The sequence below is a fragment of the Olleya sp. Ti.3.14 genome, assembly GCF_038154885.1.
Lineage (GTDB): Bacteria > Bacteroidota > Bacteroidia > Flavobacteriales > Flavobacteriaceae > Olleya.
Map to the genome: position 1 here is coordinate 599,679 of NZ_JBAKAO010000001.1, position 16,707 is coordinate 616,385.

General features: G+C 29.7%; 13 protein-coding genes. All 13 read right to left on the reverse strand.

The genetic code is table 11. The features are described 5' to 3' along the window. Position 1: 1 nt before the first annotated feature. The 13 genes from V6251_RS02875 to V6251_RS02935 all read right to left on the reverse strand — a co-directional run bounded on the left by V6251_RS02875 (position 2) and on the right by V6251_RS02935 (position 16,699). Positions 2–1,699: a DUF262 domain-containing protein gene (locus tag V6251_RS02875; protein WP_341586959.1), complete on the reverse strand. Its 1,698-nt coding sequence runs from the start codon at positions 1,697–1,699 to the stop codon at positions 2–4. 144 nt (positions 1,700–1,843) lie between these two features. Continuing rightward, a complete protein-coding gene (locus tag V6251_RS02880) occupies positions 1,844–2,875 on the reverse strand; it encodes a hypothetical protein (protein ID WP_341586960.1) in 1,032 nt (343 codons plus the stop codon). Positions 2,876–2,880: 5 nt separating this feature from the next. After that, on the reverse strand, positions 2,881–4,479 hold the full coding sequence (locus V6251_RS02885) for a reverse transcriptase domain-containing protein (RefSeq protein ID WP_341586961.1): 1,599 nt from the start codon (positions 4,477–4,479) through the stop codon (positions 2,881–2,883). Between the two features lie 376 nt (positions 4,480–4,855). After that, positions 4,856–7,006: a hypothetical protein gene (locus V6251_RS02890; protein WP_341586962.1), complete on the reverse strand. Its 2,151-nt coding sequence runs from the start codon at positions 7,004–7,006 to the stop codon at positions 4,856–4,858. A gap of 5 nt (positions 7,007–7,011) precedes the next feature. Continuing rightward, the gene (locus tag V6251_RS02895) at positions 7,012–8,310 is read right to left on the reverse strand and encodes a restriction endonuclease subunit S (RefSeq protein WP_341586963.1); all 1,299 of its coding nucleotides are present in this window, start codon (positions 8,308–8,310) and stop codon (positions 7,012–7,014) included. Further along, positions 8,294–9,862, reverse strand: a complete 1,569-nt coding sequence (locus tag V6251_RS02900) for a type I restriction-modification system subunit M (RefSeq protein ID WP_341586964.1) — start codon at positions 9,860–9,862, stop codon at positions 8,294–8,296. The genes V6251_RS02895 and V6251_RS02900 overlap by 17 nt, the downstream gene beginning before the upstream one ends. 68 nt (positions 9,863–9,930) lie before the next feature. Continuing rightward, positions 9,931–10,752 (reverse strand): hypothetical protein, encoded by an 822-nt coding sequence (locus tag V6251_RS02905; RefSeq protein ID WP_341586965.1) that lies wholly within the window; start codon positions 10,750–10,752, stop codon positions 9,931–9,933. Continuing rightward, on the reverse strand, positions 10,745–14,071 hold the full coding sequence (locus V6251_RS02910) for an AAA domain-containing protein (protein ID WP_341586966.1): 3,327 nt from the start codon (positions 14,069–14,071) through the stop codon (positions 10,745–10,747). Before V6251_RS02910 ends, V6251_RS02905 begins: the two co-directional genes overlap by 8 nt. Before the next feature lie 43 nt (positions 14,072–14,114). Next, positions 14,115–15,029, reverse strand: coding sequence for a hypothetical protein (locus V6251_RS02915; protein ID WP_341586967.1), 915 nt, complete (start codon positions 15,027–15,029; stop codon positions 14,115–14,117). A 154-nt stretch (positions 15,030–15,183) separates the two neighbouring features. Next, a complete protein-coding gene (locus V6251_RS02920) occupies positions 15,184–15,390 on the reverse strand; it encodes a hypothetical protein (protein WP_341586968.1) in 207 nt (68 codons plus the stop codon). Positions 15,391–15,400: 10 nt separating this feature from the next. Further along, on the reverse strand, positions 15,401–15,829 hold the full coding sequence (locus V6251_RS02925) for a hypothetical protein (RefSeq protein WP_341586969.1): 429 nt from the start codon (positions 15,827–15,829) through the stop codon (positions 15,401–15,403). Positions 15,830–15,834: 5 nt separating this feature from the next. Next, the gene (locus tag V6251_RS02930) at positions 15,835–16,230 is read right to left on the reverse strand and encodes a hypothetical protein (RefSeq protein WP_341586970.1); all 396 of its coding nucleotides are present in this window, start codon (positions 16,228–16,230) and stop codon (positions 15,835–15,837) included. Positions 16,231–16,336: 106 nt separating this feature from the next. Next, complete coding sequence (locus V6251_RS02935; protein ID WP_099569642.1) at positions 16,337–16,699, reverse strand: DUF6567 family protein; 363 nt, start codon at positions 16,697–16,699, stop codon at positions 16,337–16,339. Between the last annotated feature and the right edge of the window lie 8 nt (positions 16,700–16,707).

The following is a 16,707-nucleotide window of genomic DNA, read 5'->3' on the forward strand; positions in this document are numbered from 1 at the left end:
CTTATTTAATACTTAACTGCTCTTTGAAAAAGCCTATTAAATCATTTTTAAAATTAGCTTCTCTATTTTCAATATCACTCTTAACCCAATCATTTTGAGACATAGATGCTAAATCTTTAATTACTGCAATATTGGATAATTCATATTTTGCTTTTTTCATTCCAAAGTAACCATTACCCGCTTGAATATTTAACTTTTTTTCTAAAACAATTTTATTACCAAGTCTATCCAAAAATAATGATGCATCCTCTTGACTCCAGCCATTGTAATTCGTATTCTGCCACTTTTTTGGAAATATATGTTCAATGTCAAAAGTTACAGGAATCAATCCTAATTGATTATCATTTAAATAAGCATGCAATAATAAAAGCGCTCTAGAGATTCTTGAAGAATGATGATAATCAATATCTTGTACCAATAAATCTTCGTTCCAATTAATTCTAAAATTAAACGGATTTCCTTGACTAATATTAATACAAGCCTGATAAGCGTCGTCTTTAATAGCGTTAACTGTTGGTGCATGTATAAATTTAACAAACAAGGAAGCAACTAGCTTTTTTAAAAGCTGAGTAAAATCGGTATCAAAAGAATCCTTTTCAAAATTCTTAATAAAGAAACTGCTAATTATATATTTCCAGAATTCGTTTGGATAACGACTTAAGCAATGTAAATACTTTCTGCTTTCATTAGAAATTTCATAAGTTACATCATCATTTGGTAAGACACCTTTATTAACATACCTCCAAAAATTAGCTAAAGTCATAATTTCAGGAACTAAAGTAGTTTCTTTTAACTTTTGATAAGTGTCCTCTGCATAAAACTTTCTAAGACCTACTTCTTTAGATTTATCTAAATTTCTACCTCTTAAAATATGACTGTAATATCTAAACACTTCATCAATAGATAAATTACCTTGCTTACATATTTTGCTTAACTCTTTCCAAGTCTCTGTAAACTCCTTGCGTTTCTCAGCTGTATTTTTACTACGATAAATTTGAGCCTTAAAAATATCGGAATCCGATAATGGCATGCCACGATCATTAAGCGTAGAGAAAATAGTTAGCGCAGTTTCTGGTGTATCGCACTCTATTGGTAAAACAATACACTTTTGCAAAATTGTAACACACAGTTCTTTCCATTGTAATGGATTTGTAGATGCATATTCATCACAACGTTGCTTGAAAAACCTATAGTTGTTTGAGTAATTATCTACTGTAAACTCCTTAACATTCCCTGTTTCTAAAATTTTATGGAATGTACCATTATCTTCTTCTGTAGCTACAAGAGACTCAATATGAATTTTACTCATATCAGACACTTTTTGAGAAATAGGATTAATATCCCAAATACAAGGTGCTAATTGGTTTTTTAAACCCTTAACATCATCATCTTCTGGCATTGCTTCCAATTTTTTATAAAATGATCTTAATAGCAAAAAGAAAGACGTTATTCGTTGTTGACCATCTATAATTTCTTGATTATTATCGTCATTTGTGTAAGAAACAATAGTACCTAAAAAGTAATCTGAACCTTTTTTTGCATCCGTATTTGTGAAGTTCTCTATGTCTTCCCAAAGCGTTTCACATTTTTCAATATTCCATTTATAAGGACGTTGAAAATCTGGAATAACAAACCTTTTGCCTTGCATTTCGCTAAAAAGTTTGCTTATCGTTTTCTTACTTACATGTAAATCTGCCATATTTTCTATTTAATAATATTACGTTATCTCTAAAAAAGGCTGCCCCTTTTTAGATATTACTTTTAGATTAAGAGAGGTTTGTATCTTGCATAATTAGGTTACTACAGGTTGTTTATGTACTGATTATTTTGCCATATTAAATTTTTACAATTCGTTAATATCTTTCTCAATCAATTTATACTGATCTTTAATTTCTTCACCCATATAAAACTCTAATAAGTCCTTTTTAGTTAGTGTTCCTGTGGCTAAAAATTGAGTGAGATATTTTTGATTGAAATCCATAAGCAACATGGATTTTTCTAACTGTTTAAGAATGTTTTTATTATTATCTATATTTTTTTCTACCAAGGTCTTAATCGCTTTTATTTCATTAATATCCTTAATAATACGAGTTACGATAACTGCAAGTACCTCTTTATCTAATTCTATTTTTTTTGCGTTTACAGCTATATCTCTTGCTAACATATAGGCTATCAAAAGATTGTTATAATCTCCCTTTTGAGAATCAATAATAGCAACAAAACCTATTTCAGGTATGTAGCCAACATTATCTGTAAATTTTAATATTGAATTATCTACTAAAGAAATATCAAAAACTACAACGCTTACTCTTGAATCACGATTAGCATCAGACTCGATAAGTTGACTCCAAGCAGTATCTGTTTTTCTAATAAATATATCTTTCGATTCTATTTCTCCAAGCTTTATACTTTTATCAAATTTACACTCTACTGTAATTTTAATATCATCATTACCATTAATCAGACAGACGATATCACCTGTTTTATTTTTAGGAATTTTTCCAGCTGTATTACCTGTTAATTTGGCGGTATCTTTCAGTCCTTTGGAAATAAAAAAGTCATTAAGTACTTCCGCTATCTCATCTTCTGCTAAAATCCCTTTAATAGTTGACTTGTAGAATAGCTCTTTTTTCATCTCAAAAATCATCTTTAAACTCTCCAGTTCTGTGCCTAATTCATTAGATGTTTTAGATAAAAAAGAAGAAATACGATCTTCCATCAATGCTAAAACACCAATATATAATGCACGTATAAACTTTTCATTCCGTTCTGAAGCTGGCACATTATCAAAATAATTAAATACAATGCTATTGTCCAGTTCAAATTTTTGAACTTCAAGACGTTTCAGTTTTTGATTCAGTTTTATTGTAGACATAATACTTAATTTTTAAATTGAAAATGATAACTAAAAGGTGATCCATAGTATTTAGGGTCTTTTACTATTTTTACAGCTTTCTTAGTTACAGGTGGTCGTTGCGTTTCGTCCATTTTTCTTAAGTGACTTTCTAATCGTGCAAATTGAGCTATTCTCTTTTTATCAAGATGTTTAGCTTGATATTGAACATTAGGATATTCTTTTAGCAATCTAAAACCAGATGTCCAACACATATTACCTCTTCTATGCATATCAAATATATTTTTGCGTCCAACAGACATTGACAATAATCTTTGTTTCAATCTTTTATTTATCGACTTTTCTGAGACCCTAAAATCTTTACCTTGAGTAATACAGGAAATAACTTTTCCTGTCTCCCTTACTTGTTTTTCCATTTCCTTTTTCAAAGAAGATCGTCGTACTCGTAAAATCAAATCGTAAGATACTTGATAACCAACAAATGATAGCCAAGGCACATTGCTCTTTTTTAATAAATTATTTCCCCACTGATAAGGTGCTTTTGATTTTGATTTCCAAAATTTCTTATCATATGAAGTCATAATTGTAAAAGGATGATTTAATAATTTTATCTCTTCAAGGCCCAATTTATATTCATCCAAAGCTTTTTGACAAACTAAATTATCTGGATGAAGTAAAACCATATCATCACAGAACCTTGCATAAAAAAGATTTCCGTCGACATTCATTTTCAAAACCTTCTTATCAACAGAATCCATTAGTAAGTTAGCTATTAGACAAGATATAGCACCTCCTTGAGGAACACCTATTCTATCTTTAGATGAATCTGAACCAACTTTCAATAATTCTTTTTCAGTTACCCATCCGAATAGCCTATTTCTACCCAAATTAATAGTTCTAACATCAAAATTAAAAGTATAACTATCCAAATAAGAATGAAAAATATCTATTGAACGTTTATCAATAGCCAATCCTAATTTTTTACATTCTACTATTTTTTTATTCAATACTGTTGTTACTACATCATGATTAACACAATCATAAAACTTTTTAATGTCACATTCAGAAACCCACAAATCTTGATCTTTGAACTTGGTTTTATATTCAATTATATCTTTTACAGCCGAGTGATGTGAATATGATTTTTTTAATATTCTTGCAGATCTGAAAGCATAAGAGCATTCCTCGAAAGTAGGATCAAAACATTCAGTAAGATATTTGCTAGCTTGACTTATCTTTATTCTGTCCTTAACGGTATATTGCGCTATAGGACGGAAAATTGTTTTTGAGTCCTTTACCTCCTTAAACTGCGGAATTATTTTAGGTTTAGGTATTGCAAATGTACCTTTTAAAACATCAACACTTAAATCTTCTAAATAAGCATAAAGTTTTTTCTGCCATTCTAATACAGGTTTGTTTCTAAATTTATTTGTTGCCCGAAGTACTGTTCTCTCAAGTTGTATTGCATTTATTTCTAAAGCGTTCTTTCCTTTGCGTTCTTTCTTTTTTAGTCTTATACATTCCTTTCTAGACGGAAATAATTCATATAATTCATTATACTGCTGAGTGCCCTTACTTAGCATTAACCTCTTATGAAACAATTTATCGTGCTCCTTTTTTGCCATTAAAGATTTCTTCCTACATAAAATCTTTAGTAGTTCACTTTTAGAAAAATAATATTCAAAAGGTCTCGTATTCATAATTACTTAAAATAAATGCCTTTCACCTCTGGTCGGTATAAAACCGAAAAGAATCGAATGTATCAACCATATTTGTTATATTATGGAAAATACAAGGGCCAACAGAGAGCAGTGTTTATTAACTCTAAGAGCTAATTGGCCATACTTAAATCTGCTCTTAAACAGTGCCTAGCACTTAACGAGGCTACTCAGCATTTAATTTTTTATTTGTTAGTTAATTCTATTAGAAATCTTAAAATTCCTCTAAAACTATATACATTTTATTATTTTTAATTTTACTCCGTAATGGAATTGTTCAAGATTAATCTATCAGTTTCGAAACATCATTATAAATTCTCTTTAAATGATTTATAGACAAATCTATTATTGGCTCAAACATAAAAGAGTTAATATGAATATTTTCAGGTGTAACTAGATTAACCTCTTCCAATATCTTTAATTGATTAGGGTAACTCGCTGCATGTTCAGTTTTAAATCTCTGAAATAATCTTCCCGTTTGATTATTGCTAATTTCTGATGTATCCGAGACTAGTGACCACATATATTTTTCCGCTTTAATACGTGTTGCAATAGAAAGGATAATTTTTTCCTCAAGATTAATACCTAATTCTGTGTCTTCATTATAAATTAAGTCTGCTTCATTCATCAACATCTGAAAAACATTATCAGTGTCGTTATGTGCTTCGAAACCAGAACAAATCAAAATACTTTCGTATATACTTTTTATGTGTTGTATTTCTCTGGATTCTGTGTCACTTTTACTATGTAATAAAGAAGTTAATGCTATAAAATCATAAGCTTTATTTCCTTCTTTAAATTCAATTAAGTTTCTAACAAAAGGAATAGATGACAGCAAAAACCTTTTATTATCTAAATTTTTCTTCCAATGAGTAAATGGTTCATCCTGATATTTGTGTCCTGAACCAACAAAATTAATTACATTACCTTCTTTTATAGTTACGTAAGAATGACTTCTTCTATATTTGTTTCCTAAAACACGACTTTGTAGTGTTCTAAAGAAATCGAAATTGTGAGTTAATATAAACTGAAACGTATTTGGACTTTCTGAAAGTTCTTTTAAATACTGAACAATTGCATATTTATTTTTATAGTCAAAAGAATCTGCAATATCGTCAATTATATAAAGCGTGTTTTGCCCGCTTTCTTTTCTCTCCTCAATATTAAACATAACGTTTAATAAATACATTGCTCTTTTTTCTCCTTGACTTAAAATTTCCTGATTTCCTAATTCTCTTTGTCTAAAACAAGATTCATTACCTGTTTCTTCATCTAAGAACACAAATTGAATGTTAGGTACGTCTTTACCAAGTATAGAACTTGCTTTATTTTCTACTCTTACATCAAATGGAACAAAAAATCTAGATTTAAACTTACTTATTACATTATCCCAAGAAGTTGCCTGTTCAGTTGCACGTTGTTCTATTTCTTTCAGATTTTCTAAACCAACATTATAGGTCTCATTTAGTTCGGTAATATGAAATCTCTCTTTATCCATATAAGAGTTCCAAAGTTTTATTTTAAAAGCATCTAAGTCTGCAAGTTCTGATACAATTCTATTTTTCTCTAACAGCTCTCTAAAGTTTTTTACAGCTACTTTTTTTATTTGCTTTTCTATTTTTAGTAAATCTGCATTTTCTAAAATTATTTTCTTTTCTTCTAGAAGTCTTTTATTTAAGTCTTCATAACTATCAAAATCTTCATCTACTCCTTTTAATTTCACTTTATGCTCTGCATTGAAAAAATTTTCTTTTTTTAATACAGCCGCTACATTATCCGCTTTTGACGGATTAAAAACACCAACTTTAAATAAAGAAGATGATTCTAATATACTTTGGTATTTTTCAAAATACTCTTGGATATTTTGAGCCACATTCGGTTCTTTTAAAAAATCAATTACATCTTTATTAAAAATGTCAGTATATTTTATATCTGAAAAATCTTGAGAAACTTCTAATGCTTCAAAATCTGAAAAGAGTTTGTGAATATCATTATTGCTAAAGTCTTTACAAATTACATTTTCTAGCTCTTCTTTTTTTACACCAGAATATCTATTTAGAGATGCTACAATTTTTTTCTTTTTATCTAATATTTCTGCTGAAATATTATCGTACTCTCTTTTAGAATCCTCATCTACTAACAGCTTGGTTTGACTAGAAATACTGTCAATATCATCAAAAGATTTAATAACCGAAATCATATCTTTATCTATTACTGTATTGTCGCAACTAATTTCACATTTAGATGCTTTATTAAATAATCTATCTTTAGGTTGCGTACCATTTTGTAAAGCCTTAAAAGTATTGGCTAAAGACGTTTTCATTATACCATTTGAAGCATAAATAACTACTGTGTTTGAAGTACCAAAAGCAATTTCTTCTGTTAATCGTTCAATACCATAACAATACTCTAAATCTAATTTTAATTTTTCCATAGTCTTTAAATTACTACTGTTTTGGTTTCTACTTTTGACATTTTGGAAAGTATCAAATCTTTCATTTTGAAAAGCTTTTTATTTTCTTCATTTTTTACCCAATGATTTTTAAAAAAAGGTCTTAACATTTTTTCAATATGCTCTAACAAACTGTTACTATAGTCATTTGGTAAAGCCAATTTAATTTCTAAAATATCTTCAGGCTTGATAGATGGATAAGTAGAAACGCTCATTTCAGCTTTAGCATGTAAATATTTAGTTATTTCTGCACTTGTCAAACACAAAAACAAAAGTTCACTACTAATGCTATCCTGTTTTGGTTTTATTACCATAAAACCAGTAGAAACTAACATGTTTTCTTCTGGATTTTTTATTAATCCATAGTGTTTTAAATTTGGTCTTACGGTAGAATAAACAATATCATTATGCTCTACTTTTCTTTTTGCTCTACTTGGTATTACATCTTCACTAACAATTAAATGCTGTAATTCTTCAATTTTATTCTCTGTAATACTACTAGTATCAAGATAGTAGATAGACTCAAAACTATCTTCTTTGCTGTAATTAGAATAATTATAATCTATCAATGAATCAATTTCATTCACTTCCCATCCCTCAGGAATTTCCACATCCAACTCGGCATTATAAACCATCTCACCACCAGAAGATTTATAAGGTTTACCTTCCAATTCGGGTGATCCTGAAACAAGTTCAGGACAACTTTTCTTTGTAATTGGAAAGTCGAAATCTACAAACCAATGTTTATACAAAGCTTGTGCAGTCTCTTCTAGTTTTTGGTTTAGGGTTTCGTTTAGTTTAATACGGTTGACGATGGTGTTATATTCTTTAACGATTTCACGTTGTTTTTCTATGGATGGAATAGGAATTGGCATTTCTAAAAAGTCTTCCCATTCTAAACTTCCACGAACTCCACCGACAGCTAAAAAACAAGCGTGTCTATCAAACTCTGAACGTGAAAACCACATCATTAGATATTCTGGATTTAGCTGAGTTTCATCTACAACTTCAAAAACAGGATAAGCTTGTGAAATAATTGCTTCTTCAAAATCTTGTGATAAAGCAACAGGCATTTTTTTATCTCTACGCACTTGCATTGTACTGCACGCAAATTGATTTTTACGAATAATTTTGTAATTCTTCATATTTGTTCCAATTGTATTCGCTACAGATGGAATAAACTGTTTAGAAATACTTAAACCTAAAAGCTTAGTCACTTTTAAATCTTTATTTCGTTCATCTACCAATTGTATGAAATCGCCTATTTTTCTATAATTCGATGTCATAACCCAAGTTTTTAAACACGTTTAGCAATTCGGTTTTAGATTCCGCTTCTTCTTTTAAAAGTTGAGAAAACTCCGTTTGTAAGCTTTTCATCTTCTCATCAAAATTGATGTTTTCGTCGCGATTTACAAACTCTATATATTTACTTGGCACTAAAGAGTAGTCTTTTTTTCGTACGTCTTCTAAAGTTGCTGAGTAGCAAAATTCTGGAATGTTTTTGTAAGTCCCTGAATCTTGTTGCCAAGTGTGTAATGTTTCGGCTATATTTTTAATATTATCAGTACTAAACTGAATGAACTTCTTTTCAAAAGGAATTCCTGTTTCTCTTAAATCAAAAAATAAGATTTCATCTTCTCTATTTCTATACCTCTTTTCAATATCATTAATCTTAACCTGTCTTTCTTTCTTATTGTTACTTAAAATCCAGATGGTTACCGAAATATTTGTGGTATAAAACATATTTTGTGGTAACACTAAAATCGCTTCTACCAATTTATTTTCAATCAGTTTTTTACGTATCTCGTATTCGGTTCCTCCACCAGACAAAGCACCATTGGCTAGTATAAAACCTGCCACACCATTGTCTGAGAGTTTAGACACCATATTTAGTATCCATCCATAATTGGCATTTCCTGTTTGTGGTACATCGTAACCTCTCCAACGTGGGTCGTCTAATAACTCGTCTGCTGCTCGCCACGCTTTTTGGTTAAACGGTGGGTTTGCCATAATGTAATCTGCCTTTAAATCTGGGTGTTGGTCTTTGGCAAAGGTATCAGCGGGTACATCGCCTAAATTGGCAGATATACCACGTATGGCAAGGTTCATTTTTGCTAACTTATAAGTGGTTGCAGTGTATTCTTGCCCATAAATAGAAACGTCTTTTTTATTACCGTTGTGGCTGTCTATAAATTTCATAGACTGCACAAACATACCACCAGAACCACAAGCAGGATCGTAAATTTTACCTTTGTAAGGTTCTATGAGTTCTGCAATAAGGTTTACAATACTTTTTGGGGTGTAGAATTCGCCTTTACCTTTTCCTTCTGCAATGGCAAATTTGCTTAAAAAATACTCGTACACACGCCCAACAATATCTTGTTGTTGGTCTTTTAGGGTGTCTATATTGTTTATAGTGTCTAGTAAAGCGGCTAGTTTACTTATGTCCATGTTTAAACGTGAAAAGTAGTTGTCTGGTAAGGCTCCTTTTAGCGAAGGATTGTTTTTTTCTACGGTATATAATGCGGTATCTATTTTTAAAGCAATGTCGTCTTGTTTGGCATTGGCGATGATGTAGCTCCAACGCGACTCTTCGGTTAAATAGAATACATTTTTTTGCGTGTAGAATTCTACCATGGCTACAAACTTTTCTTTACCATCGTCTATTAGTTCTTGACGACGCTTTTGGAATTTATCGCTCGCAAATTTTAAGAATATTAAACCTAATACTACGTGTTTGTATTCTGAGCTTTCTACGGTACCGCGAAGTTTATTTGCCGAATCCCACAGCGTTTCTTCTATAGATTTTGTTTTTTTGGTTGTTGCTTTTTTTGCCATGTATATTGTTATTGTGATATAATCACTTGTTTTATTACTAGTGTTAAGCCTTAAATATAATTTATTTTTTAGGCGTTTTGCGTAAAAAAGTCTGGATTCTGTTTTAAATAGGAATTCGTGGCTTTGGTTAGCGTATTTTCTAAGCTATTGCCATTACTTTTTTCTACGGTTTTTTTAAACTGTCTAATCTCGTATTCCTTTTGATTGTCTGCACTTACATACTCTAAACATAGAAATGCGATGGAACGTTTATGAGATTCAATATCTTGATTTTCAAAATCGTAAAACGACATATTAGGATGTTCTTTATTAAAAAGTGTTGCGAATTCTGTTTGTTTCATTGTATTAAAAGTTGGTCGGTTTTTATGCTCCATTTTAAACGTATTAACCAGTTTATGAGTTTGTAGCATTCTATACCCTGAAAACTTCTTTTTTACATTAGTATCTATACGTTGTAAAGGATTAAAATAGGTTTGTGTTATTGCATTATAATAATACTTAAACTCCACAACTTCTACTTGCTTAATTTTATGTTTTTTATTTAAAAAATTAATACCAATACCTGTTATTTGATAGCCATTTATGGTTTCTGTAATTAGATCATTTTTTAATAAATAATGAAATTGCATGGTCACAAAATCGTCTTCTTTAACGCCCAAAAACGCACAAATTTCAGCTTGTGTTGTTATACCTGCTTTTATAGTTCTTAAAATTATATTTGTAAACCTATCTATTGTTACTGTTTTCTCTGCAACTACAGTTTGTTTACACTCATAAAAAGGCAAATAGATTTCGTGTATTTGTTTAAGCTCGAAACCTTCGGTTTTTTTATCGCTTTTAAAGTTGTTAAAAACGTTTTGGTGTTTTTGTTTAATTGCTTGTTTAGTCATTAATGGCTTCTTTTAAAGTATTAAACACTAAGTTTTGATCTGCCAGTTCTTGGACTATATTTTTAAGTTTAAACTCTTTAAAACTAGATTTAGGATGCAGTTTGGCACGTTTTAAAATAAACTCACTATCTCCAACAATAATTAATAAACGTTTTGCTCTAGAAAAGGCAACGTTAATTCTTCTATAATCGTCTAGAAAACCAATGGTATCTTCTCCTCTACTACTCTTAACAATATCGTAAATAATGATATCGCGCTCTGCACCTTGAAACTTATCTACGGTATTGATTTCTATTAAGCTATTAGGCTTACTGTAAAAATTAGAATATGTTTTGGTGTTTATTGTTTCTTTTAATAGGGTTACTTGCCCTCTATAGCCTGCAATTACACCAATAGTAAACGGGCTTTCCTGTTCTAGATTTGCTTGGTATTGTTTATTCAATGTTTCTAAAATACTTTGTACTGTAGATACGTTACAAGTGTTGTTTCTGTTGGTAGGATTACCATTATCTTGTGGGTTTTGCTTATTAGATGTTGAAATAAACAAAATAGAACTAGGCACTTTTACCATTACTTTAGTAAAACTGTCTAAAATAGTAACATTTGGAACCTTTAAATTTAATTGATGAAACTTATCTGCATCATATTTTTTTAAGGTATCTAATCTTACGTCAGGATTTTTTAAAACACTTTCAGGATTATCGCTATAAAAATGTTTAGAAATTAAATACCCTAATTGTCTTGGCATTCGATATTGAATGTCTAACATTTTAGTATAACTCTTTAATCTATCAGTATTTTGAAATGCTTTGATTAAGGTTTCAAAAAGACTTATACCAAACTCTTTATTAAAATCTAAACCATTATCGTCTAACTCTTTTTTAATTTTATCTTTTATTGCATCTTCTCTTGTAACTACAGGAGGTAGTTGCCTATGATCGCCAATTAAAATCACGTTTTTACCCATAGTAACAGGCACCAAAGTTTCGGCAGGCGATGCTTTACTTGACTCGTCCATAATAACATAATCAAATTTAAAATCGATATCGTTATATTTTGAGCTGGCTATATGTATACAAGTTGCACCAAATACATTTATAGTTTTACAAAAGGCTGTGTGTAAATCTATTTCTGTACTACCATTGTTGAGCATTGATTTTTTCTTTTTACCATCTAATGAAGTAGCATTAGCTGTGAATGCAAACCAGTCTTTTTGAATTTTTAGAAGATCTAAATATTGCTCACCTAACTCTTTATTAAAAATGGCATCAATGTCTTTTTTAGATTTAACATTTTCGAACAGGTTTTTAATGTATCTAGGTCTAATTCTTAACTCATTTAAAAAGTCATTTAAAAATTGCTTTTCCTTTTTTTTACTTTCTAATCTATTATAAGCTGTATAGAAATTTATAAGCACTTTGTTTTTAGACTTGTCACCAAACTTATTGTTTACGTACAAGTTTGACTTATTATGTGTATTGTTAACCCATTGCTGTAATTTAGTATTAAATAAATGATCTGCAATTTCTAGACTAACATTATCATTCTCTACAGCTAAATCACTAACCAAACGCATGAACAAAATATCTTTGGGAATTAATTTTTCTAAAACATTATCTACCGCTAAATTAGACTGCGACGTAATCAAAATTTTAACATTAGCGTTTTGCTGTACTAATTGCTCTATAATTTCTACAATCACAGTAGTTTTACCAGTACCTGGTGGACCTTGAATTAAATAAACAGGCTTTTTATTTATAGCTTCTAGAACTGCATCTCTTTGACTTTCATCATTTTTTAAAAATGGAGATTTCACCTTTCCGATAAAAGCTTCATAATCTAAAACTACTCTGTTAGATACAGGCATTTGTTCTGGTGTGGCTATTATGGACGCAATTTCTGGATTTTGAATATCTCTAGCTTTAAACTGCTCACAAGCTTTTTCTTGTTTGGTATATTGACTTGTTTCTTGGCTTACATCTTGAATAATTTCTCCTTTTTCAGGAATTTCATCAATGTCTATTAAAGCATCTTTTACTATTAATATGTTTTCTTTAGGGTTATAACTTTGAATTTCTCCGATTTTATTCTCATTAATGCTTAAAACGGTGTTTTCATTTTTAAGTTTTTTAATGAATTGCCAATCTAAAGATTCTTCATTTAAAACAAACCTGATGTTTTGATTGTTAGCTTTTGTAAGCTCTCTTTTTGAATATTTAGACTTAAAGGCCTGTTCTTCAATAAACTTCTTTTCGTTTTTAGGTAGAACTAGCCATTTTGTTAATGCGTTATGATGTTGCGTATGCAATTTTGCTAAAACATTTATTTCATCATGTTTTTCTTCGAAATAGGTTACTATATTGAAGCTGCTGGATAATTCAGAAAAATGGAAGTTAGCTAGTTCTCCATCTGTTTTGATTTTTTTGCTACTACCATTGCTTTGATGATAAGGCATTACAAATAGATAATTAGAAGAGTCTACAAAATAACGACCAGCATAATTATTTGTAGCAAACTCTCCTGTAAAATCACCTTTCTTTGATTTTTCTGAATCTAATAACCAATAACAATCTTGGTTCATTTCATCTAAAATAGGCTTAAAACTTTCTTGTTCTTGCGATACAATTTGAATAGTTTCTAATTCGCTTTCACCTCTAATAGATTCTGGTATTTTTTTTACAATATCTATTACTTCTGAGTATTTTAGATATTGTTGCTCGCTATCATCTGACAAAAACTTAGAAATATCAATATTTAAAGATAAAAAGCCTAGATATAGTTTTCTTAAGGCATAAATATCATCTTGAGATTTTGGTAGTTTATCACTTAAAACTTCTGGAGATAAATAGTTCTCATTTAATAATTTATACGCTTTAAAGACCTCAAATAAACCTATATATTTTATTAGGGTATTGTTATTGTTGTCAACCAAAAACGTTTCAGGAGAAATTAAAAAACCATACCTATTGTTATTTTTAAGCGCACCAAGAGTATTAACAAAACTTAGTAAATTTTGCTTATTGTAGTTTTCTATAGGCTTAAATGCATCTTGTGAATTCTCATAAATAATATAATATTGATTGTTTAGTGCATCAAAATCATATTCTATAATTTTTTGAACACCTTTAACTTCATTTTTATAAAAAGGCGCTATTTCATTATTAAAAACTCTTTTAATTAGATTATTAAAACCTTCTTGAACTTTAATTATTAAACCTTCGTATTGATTACCATCATTAGCTTCTAACAACCATAAGCTAATACTTTCATTATATTGTTTTATTCGTTTTAGATTTTCGTAGTTGTTACTGCTTATCATTTACTAAATATTGGCAATTAATTTTTTAATTTTCTGTTATCATTTAATAACAATCGCATTTATAATCTATAATATATTTATGAAAGCGTTCTCCATAAGAATTGGAATCTCCATAGCCACCATTTTTAAAGTTTGACCAATTGGTTGATGGGATTCCGCAGAATATATAAGTATTGGTTTGGTAACTGTATTCGCTTTTTTTAATTTTTGCTACAACATAAATTTTATACTCATAATCATAAGCTTTTACTTGGTATAACCAATCTGAATCTAAAGTATAATTACTAAGTGAGCCTTTACTATAGCCATTATTTTCAATGAAACTTAATAAATCATCACAAGCTGGTGTATCGTTGCTACGATAATAAGATGAAGCTTCTGAAGGCACTCCACAATTATTAATATCTTTAAGTGTATAATTAAGTTGGTCTACTGCATAATTTAATTGGGTTAAAGCTTCAGAGATATAACTTTTAGCGTTATTAAGATAATCTGCTAAGTAGTCTACATCGTCCTCATAACTTGCGCTTGATAATTCGCTGACTGCATAGCTTAATTTATTTTTAGCAGTATAAAAATAGTCCTCTGCATCACTAGCGCTATCCTCTGCATCATCACAATTTAAATTACTGGCTTCGTCCTCTGCATCATCAGCATCTTCTTCCGCATATCCAACATAAATTTTGGCAGAAGACAAATCGCTTTCTGCACTACTTGCATAAGATTGAATTTCATCTACAGACGAGGCATCAAAAGCATAACTAATATTTGAGCTAGCGCTTTGTATATATCTGTAAGCGTCTTGATAATATTCGTAGGCGTTGTTAACTTCTTCTTTTACTTCGCTTACTTGAGAATGCATTGTATGAGTAATAACAAAACATAACAGTATAATTATTTTTTTTATCATATTAGTTACAAATAAATTGATTCTAGGTCTAGATAATTTTTGTTTCATAAAATTATTTAAATCAATCAGTAATATAGGGAGAGTTTAAATATAGAACCTTTTTTAAAAATGTATCATGTAAATTATCGTAAAAACACACCTTTAACCACTAAGCTAACTTAACGCAATGAAATACTTGTACTTAACAATAAAACTAAACGCTTTATTCGTTTTTTCTAATGTTTACATTTTCATCCCATTTCATTACTGGTTTTAAACAATAAATCCAAATCATAGCTATTATTGGTAAAACAAAACCAAAAAAGCCCCAACCTCCAGTGTCTCTATTTAATTCTTTTGCTTTGTTTACACAAACAAGTACGCCAATAATTCTAAGTATTAATTGTAAAAAAATCGCTCCTTCATTCATAATTATAAATTTATTTAAGGTTAATATTTAATTCGTTTATAGCTCTTTGCTTTAATTCTGTTAGTTTATTAAAGTCTCTTTTATATTTAGAAATCTCTTGAAAAAGCGCCTCTGCACTATTATGCTTATCTGTGTTTATAAAGCGGTCAGGATGACAGCTTCTACTTAGTGTTTTATATAAGTCCTTTGATCCACTTATACTATTCATAAGATTTGCCATATCGACCTCTCCTTTTTTCGCATTATTTAAACTGCTTTTAGAGACCTCTCCAAATTTTAAATTATGTTGCTTTTTCTTTAATTTTAGTAGTAAAAAAAGTATTACTAAAAATTGGACTAAAGCAATCCAAAACCATATTGATATAGACGTTGCTTCTGTATTTGCTAGAACTTCTGGCACTACAACTTCTTCCGTTGTTTGTAATAAAATATTTTTCATAGTCTTTAATTTATAAATCCTCCAATATTAGCATGATCTTTTAAAGCCCATTTAGCACCATTGTACCCTTGATTAGCGTGTACCTCAAGTGTATCCCAACCTAGAGAAATCATTTTTCGTGTTAATACTTCGTTGTCTAAAACAACTCTCCCAATTTCAATTAGTTCACTTTTTTCTAAAGTTCTACCAGAAAGTGCTTTTATTCTAAATCCTCCTCCTCTCCATTTAGAAAAAGCATGTTTGTAATTACTATCACCTGTAGTAATTTTAGCCTCCAATAACGTAGGTGCAACACCTGCTACAAATGAGTATTTAGCTGCTTTATTAAAATCTTTAACTAGTCGGTAACGCTCAGCAACTGCACCAAACCATTCTGTAACTTCCATTATTTTATGCCACATAATTTTATTTATTAATTAGATATTTTATTTAAAATGATATTTAAAACAAGGTCTTACTTGATTATGTAAGACCTTGTCGTGCTAAAAGAATTAATCAATAATTGAATTACTCTGTAAACTCTACAATTTGTCCAGAAACAATTACTTTGTATTTATTTACAAATAGAAAACCAGAACTTTTAACCTCAACAACTTCATTAACCAATGATCTAGCTGAACCTTCCATACCTGCAGATTTTAACATTTTGGCTTTAGCTTCCGCTATTAATCCATTTTTAGCCAATCCACCAATTCCAAAAATGTAGGTAGCTTGAGCTTCTCCTTTAACTATACTAACTACTTTAAAATTCTTTTTGGTCAAGACTACTTCTGTAGTATTTTGATTGTAATTTTTTGGTAATCCAAAATGTGATGCACAACTTGTAAAAAACATAGCTACTAACATCAATAAAAAAATAGATTTTTTCATTTAATAAA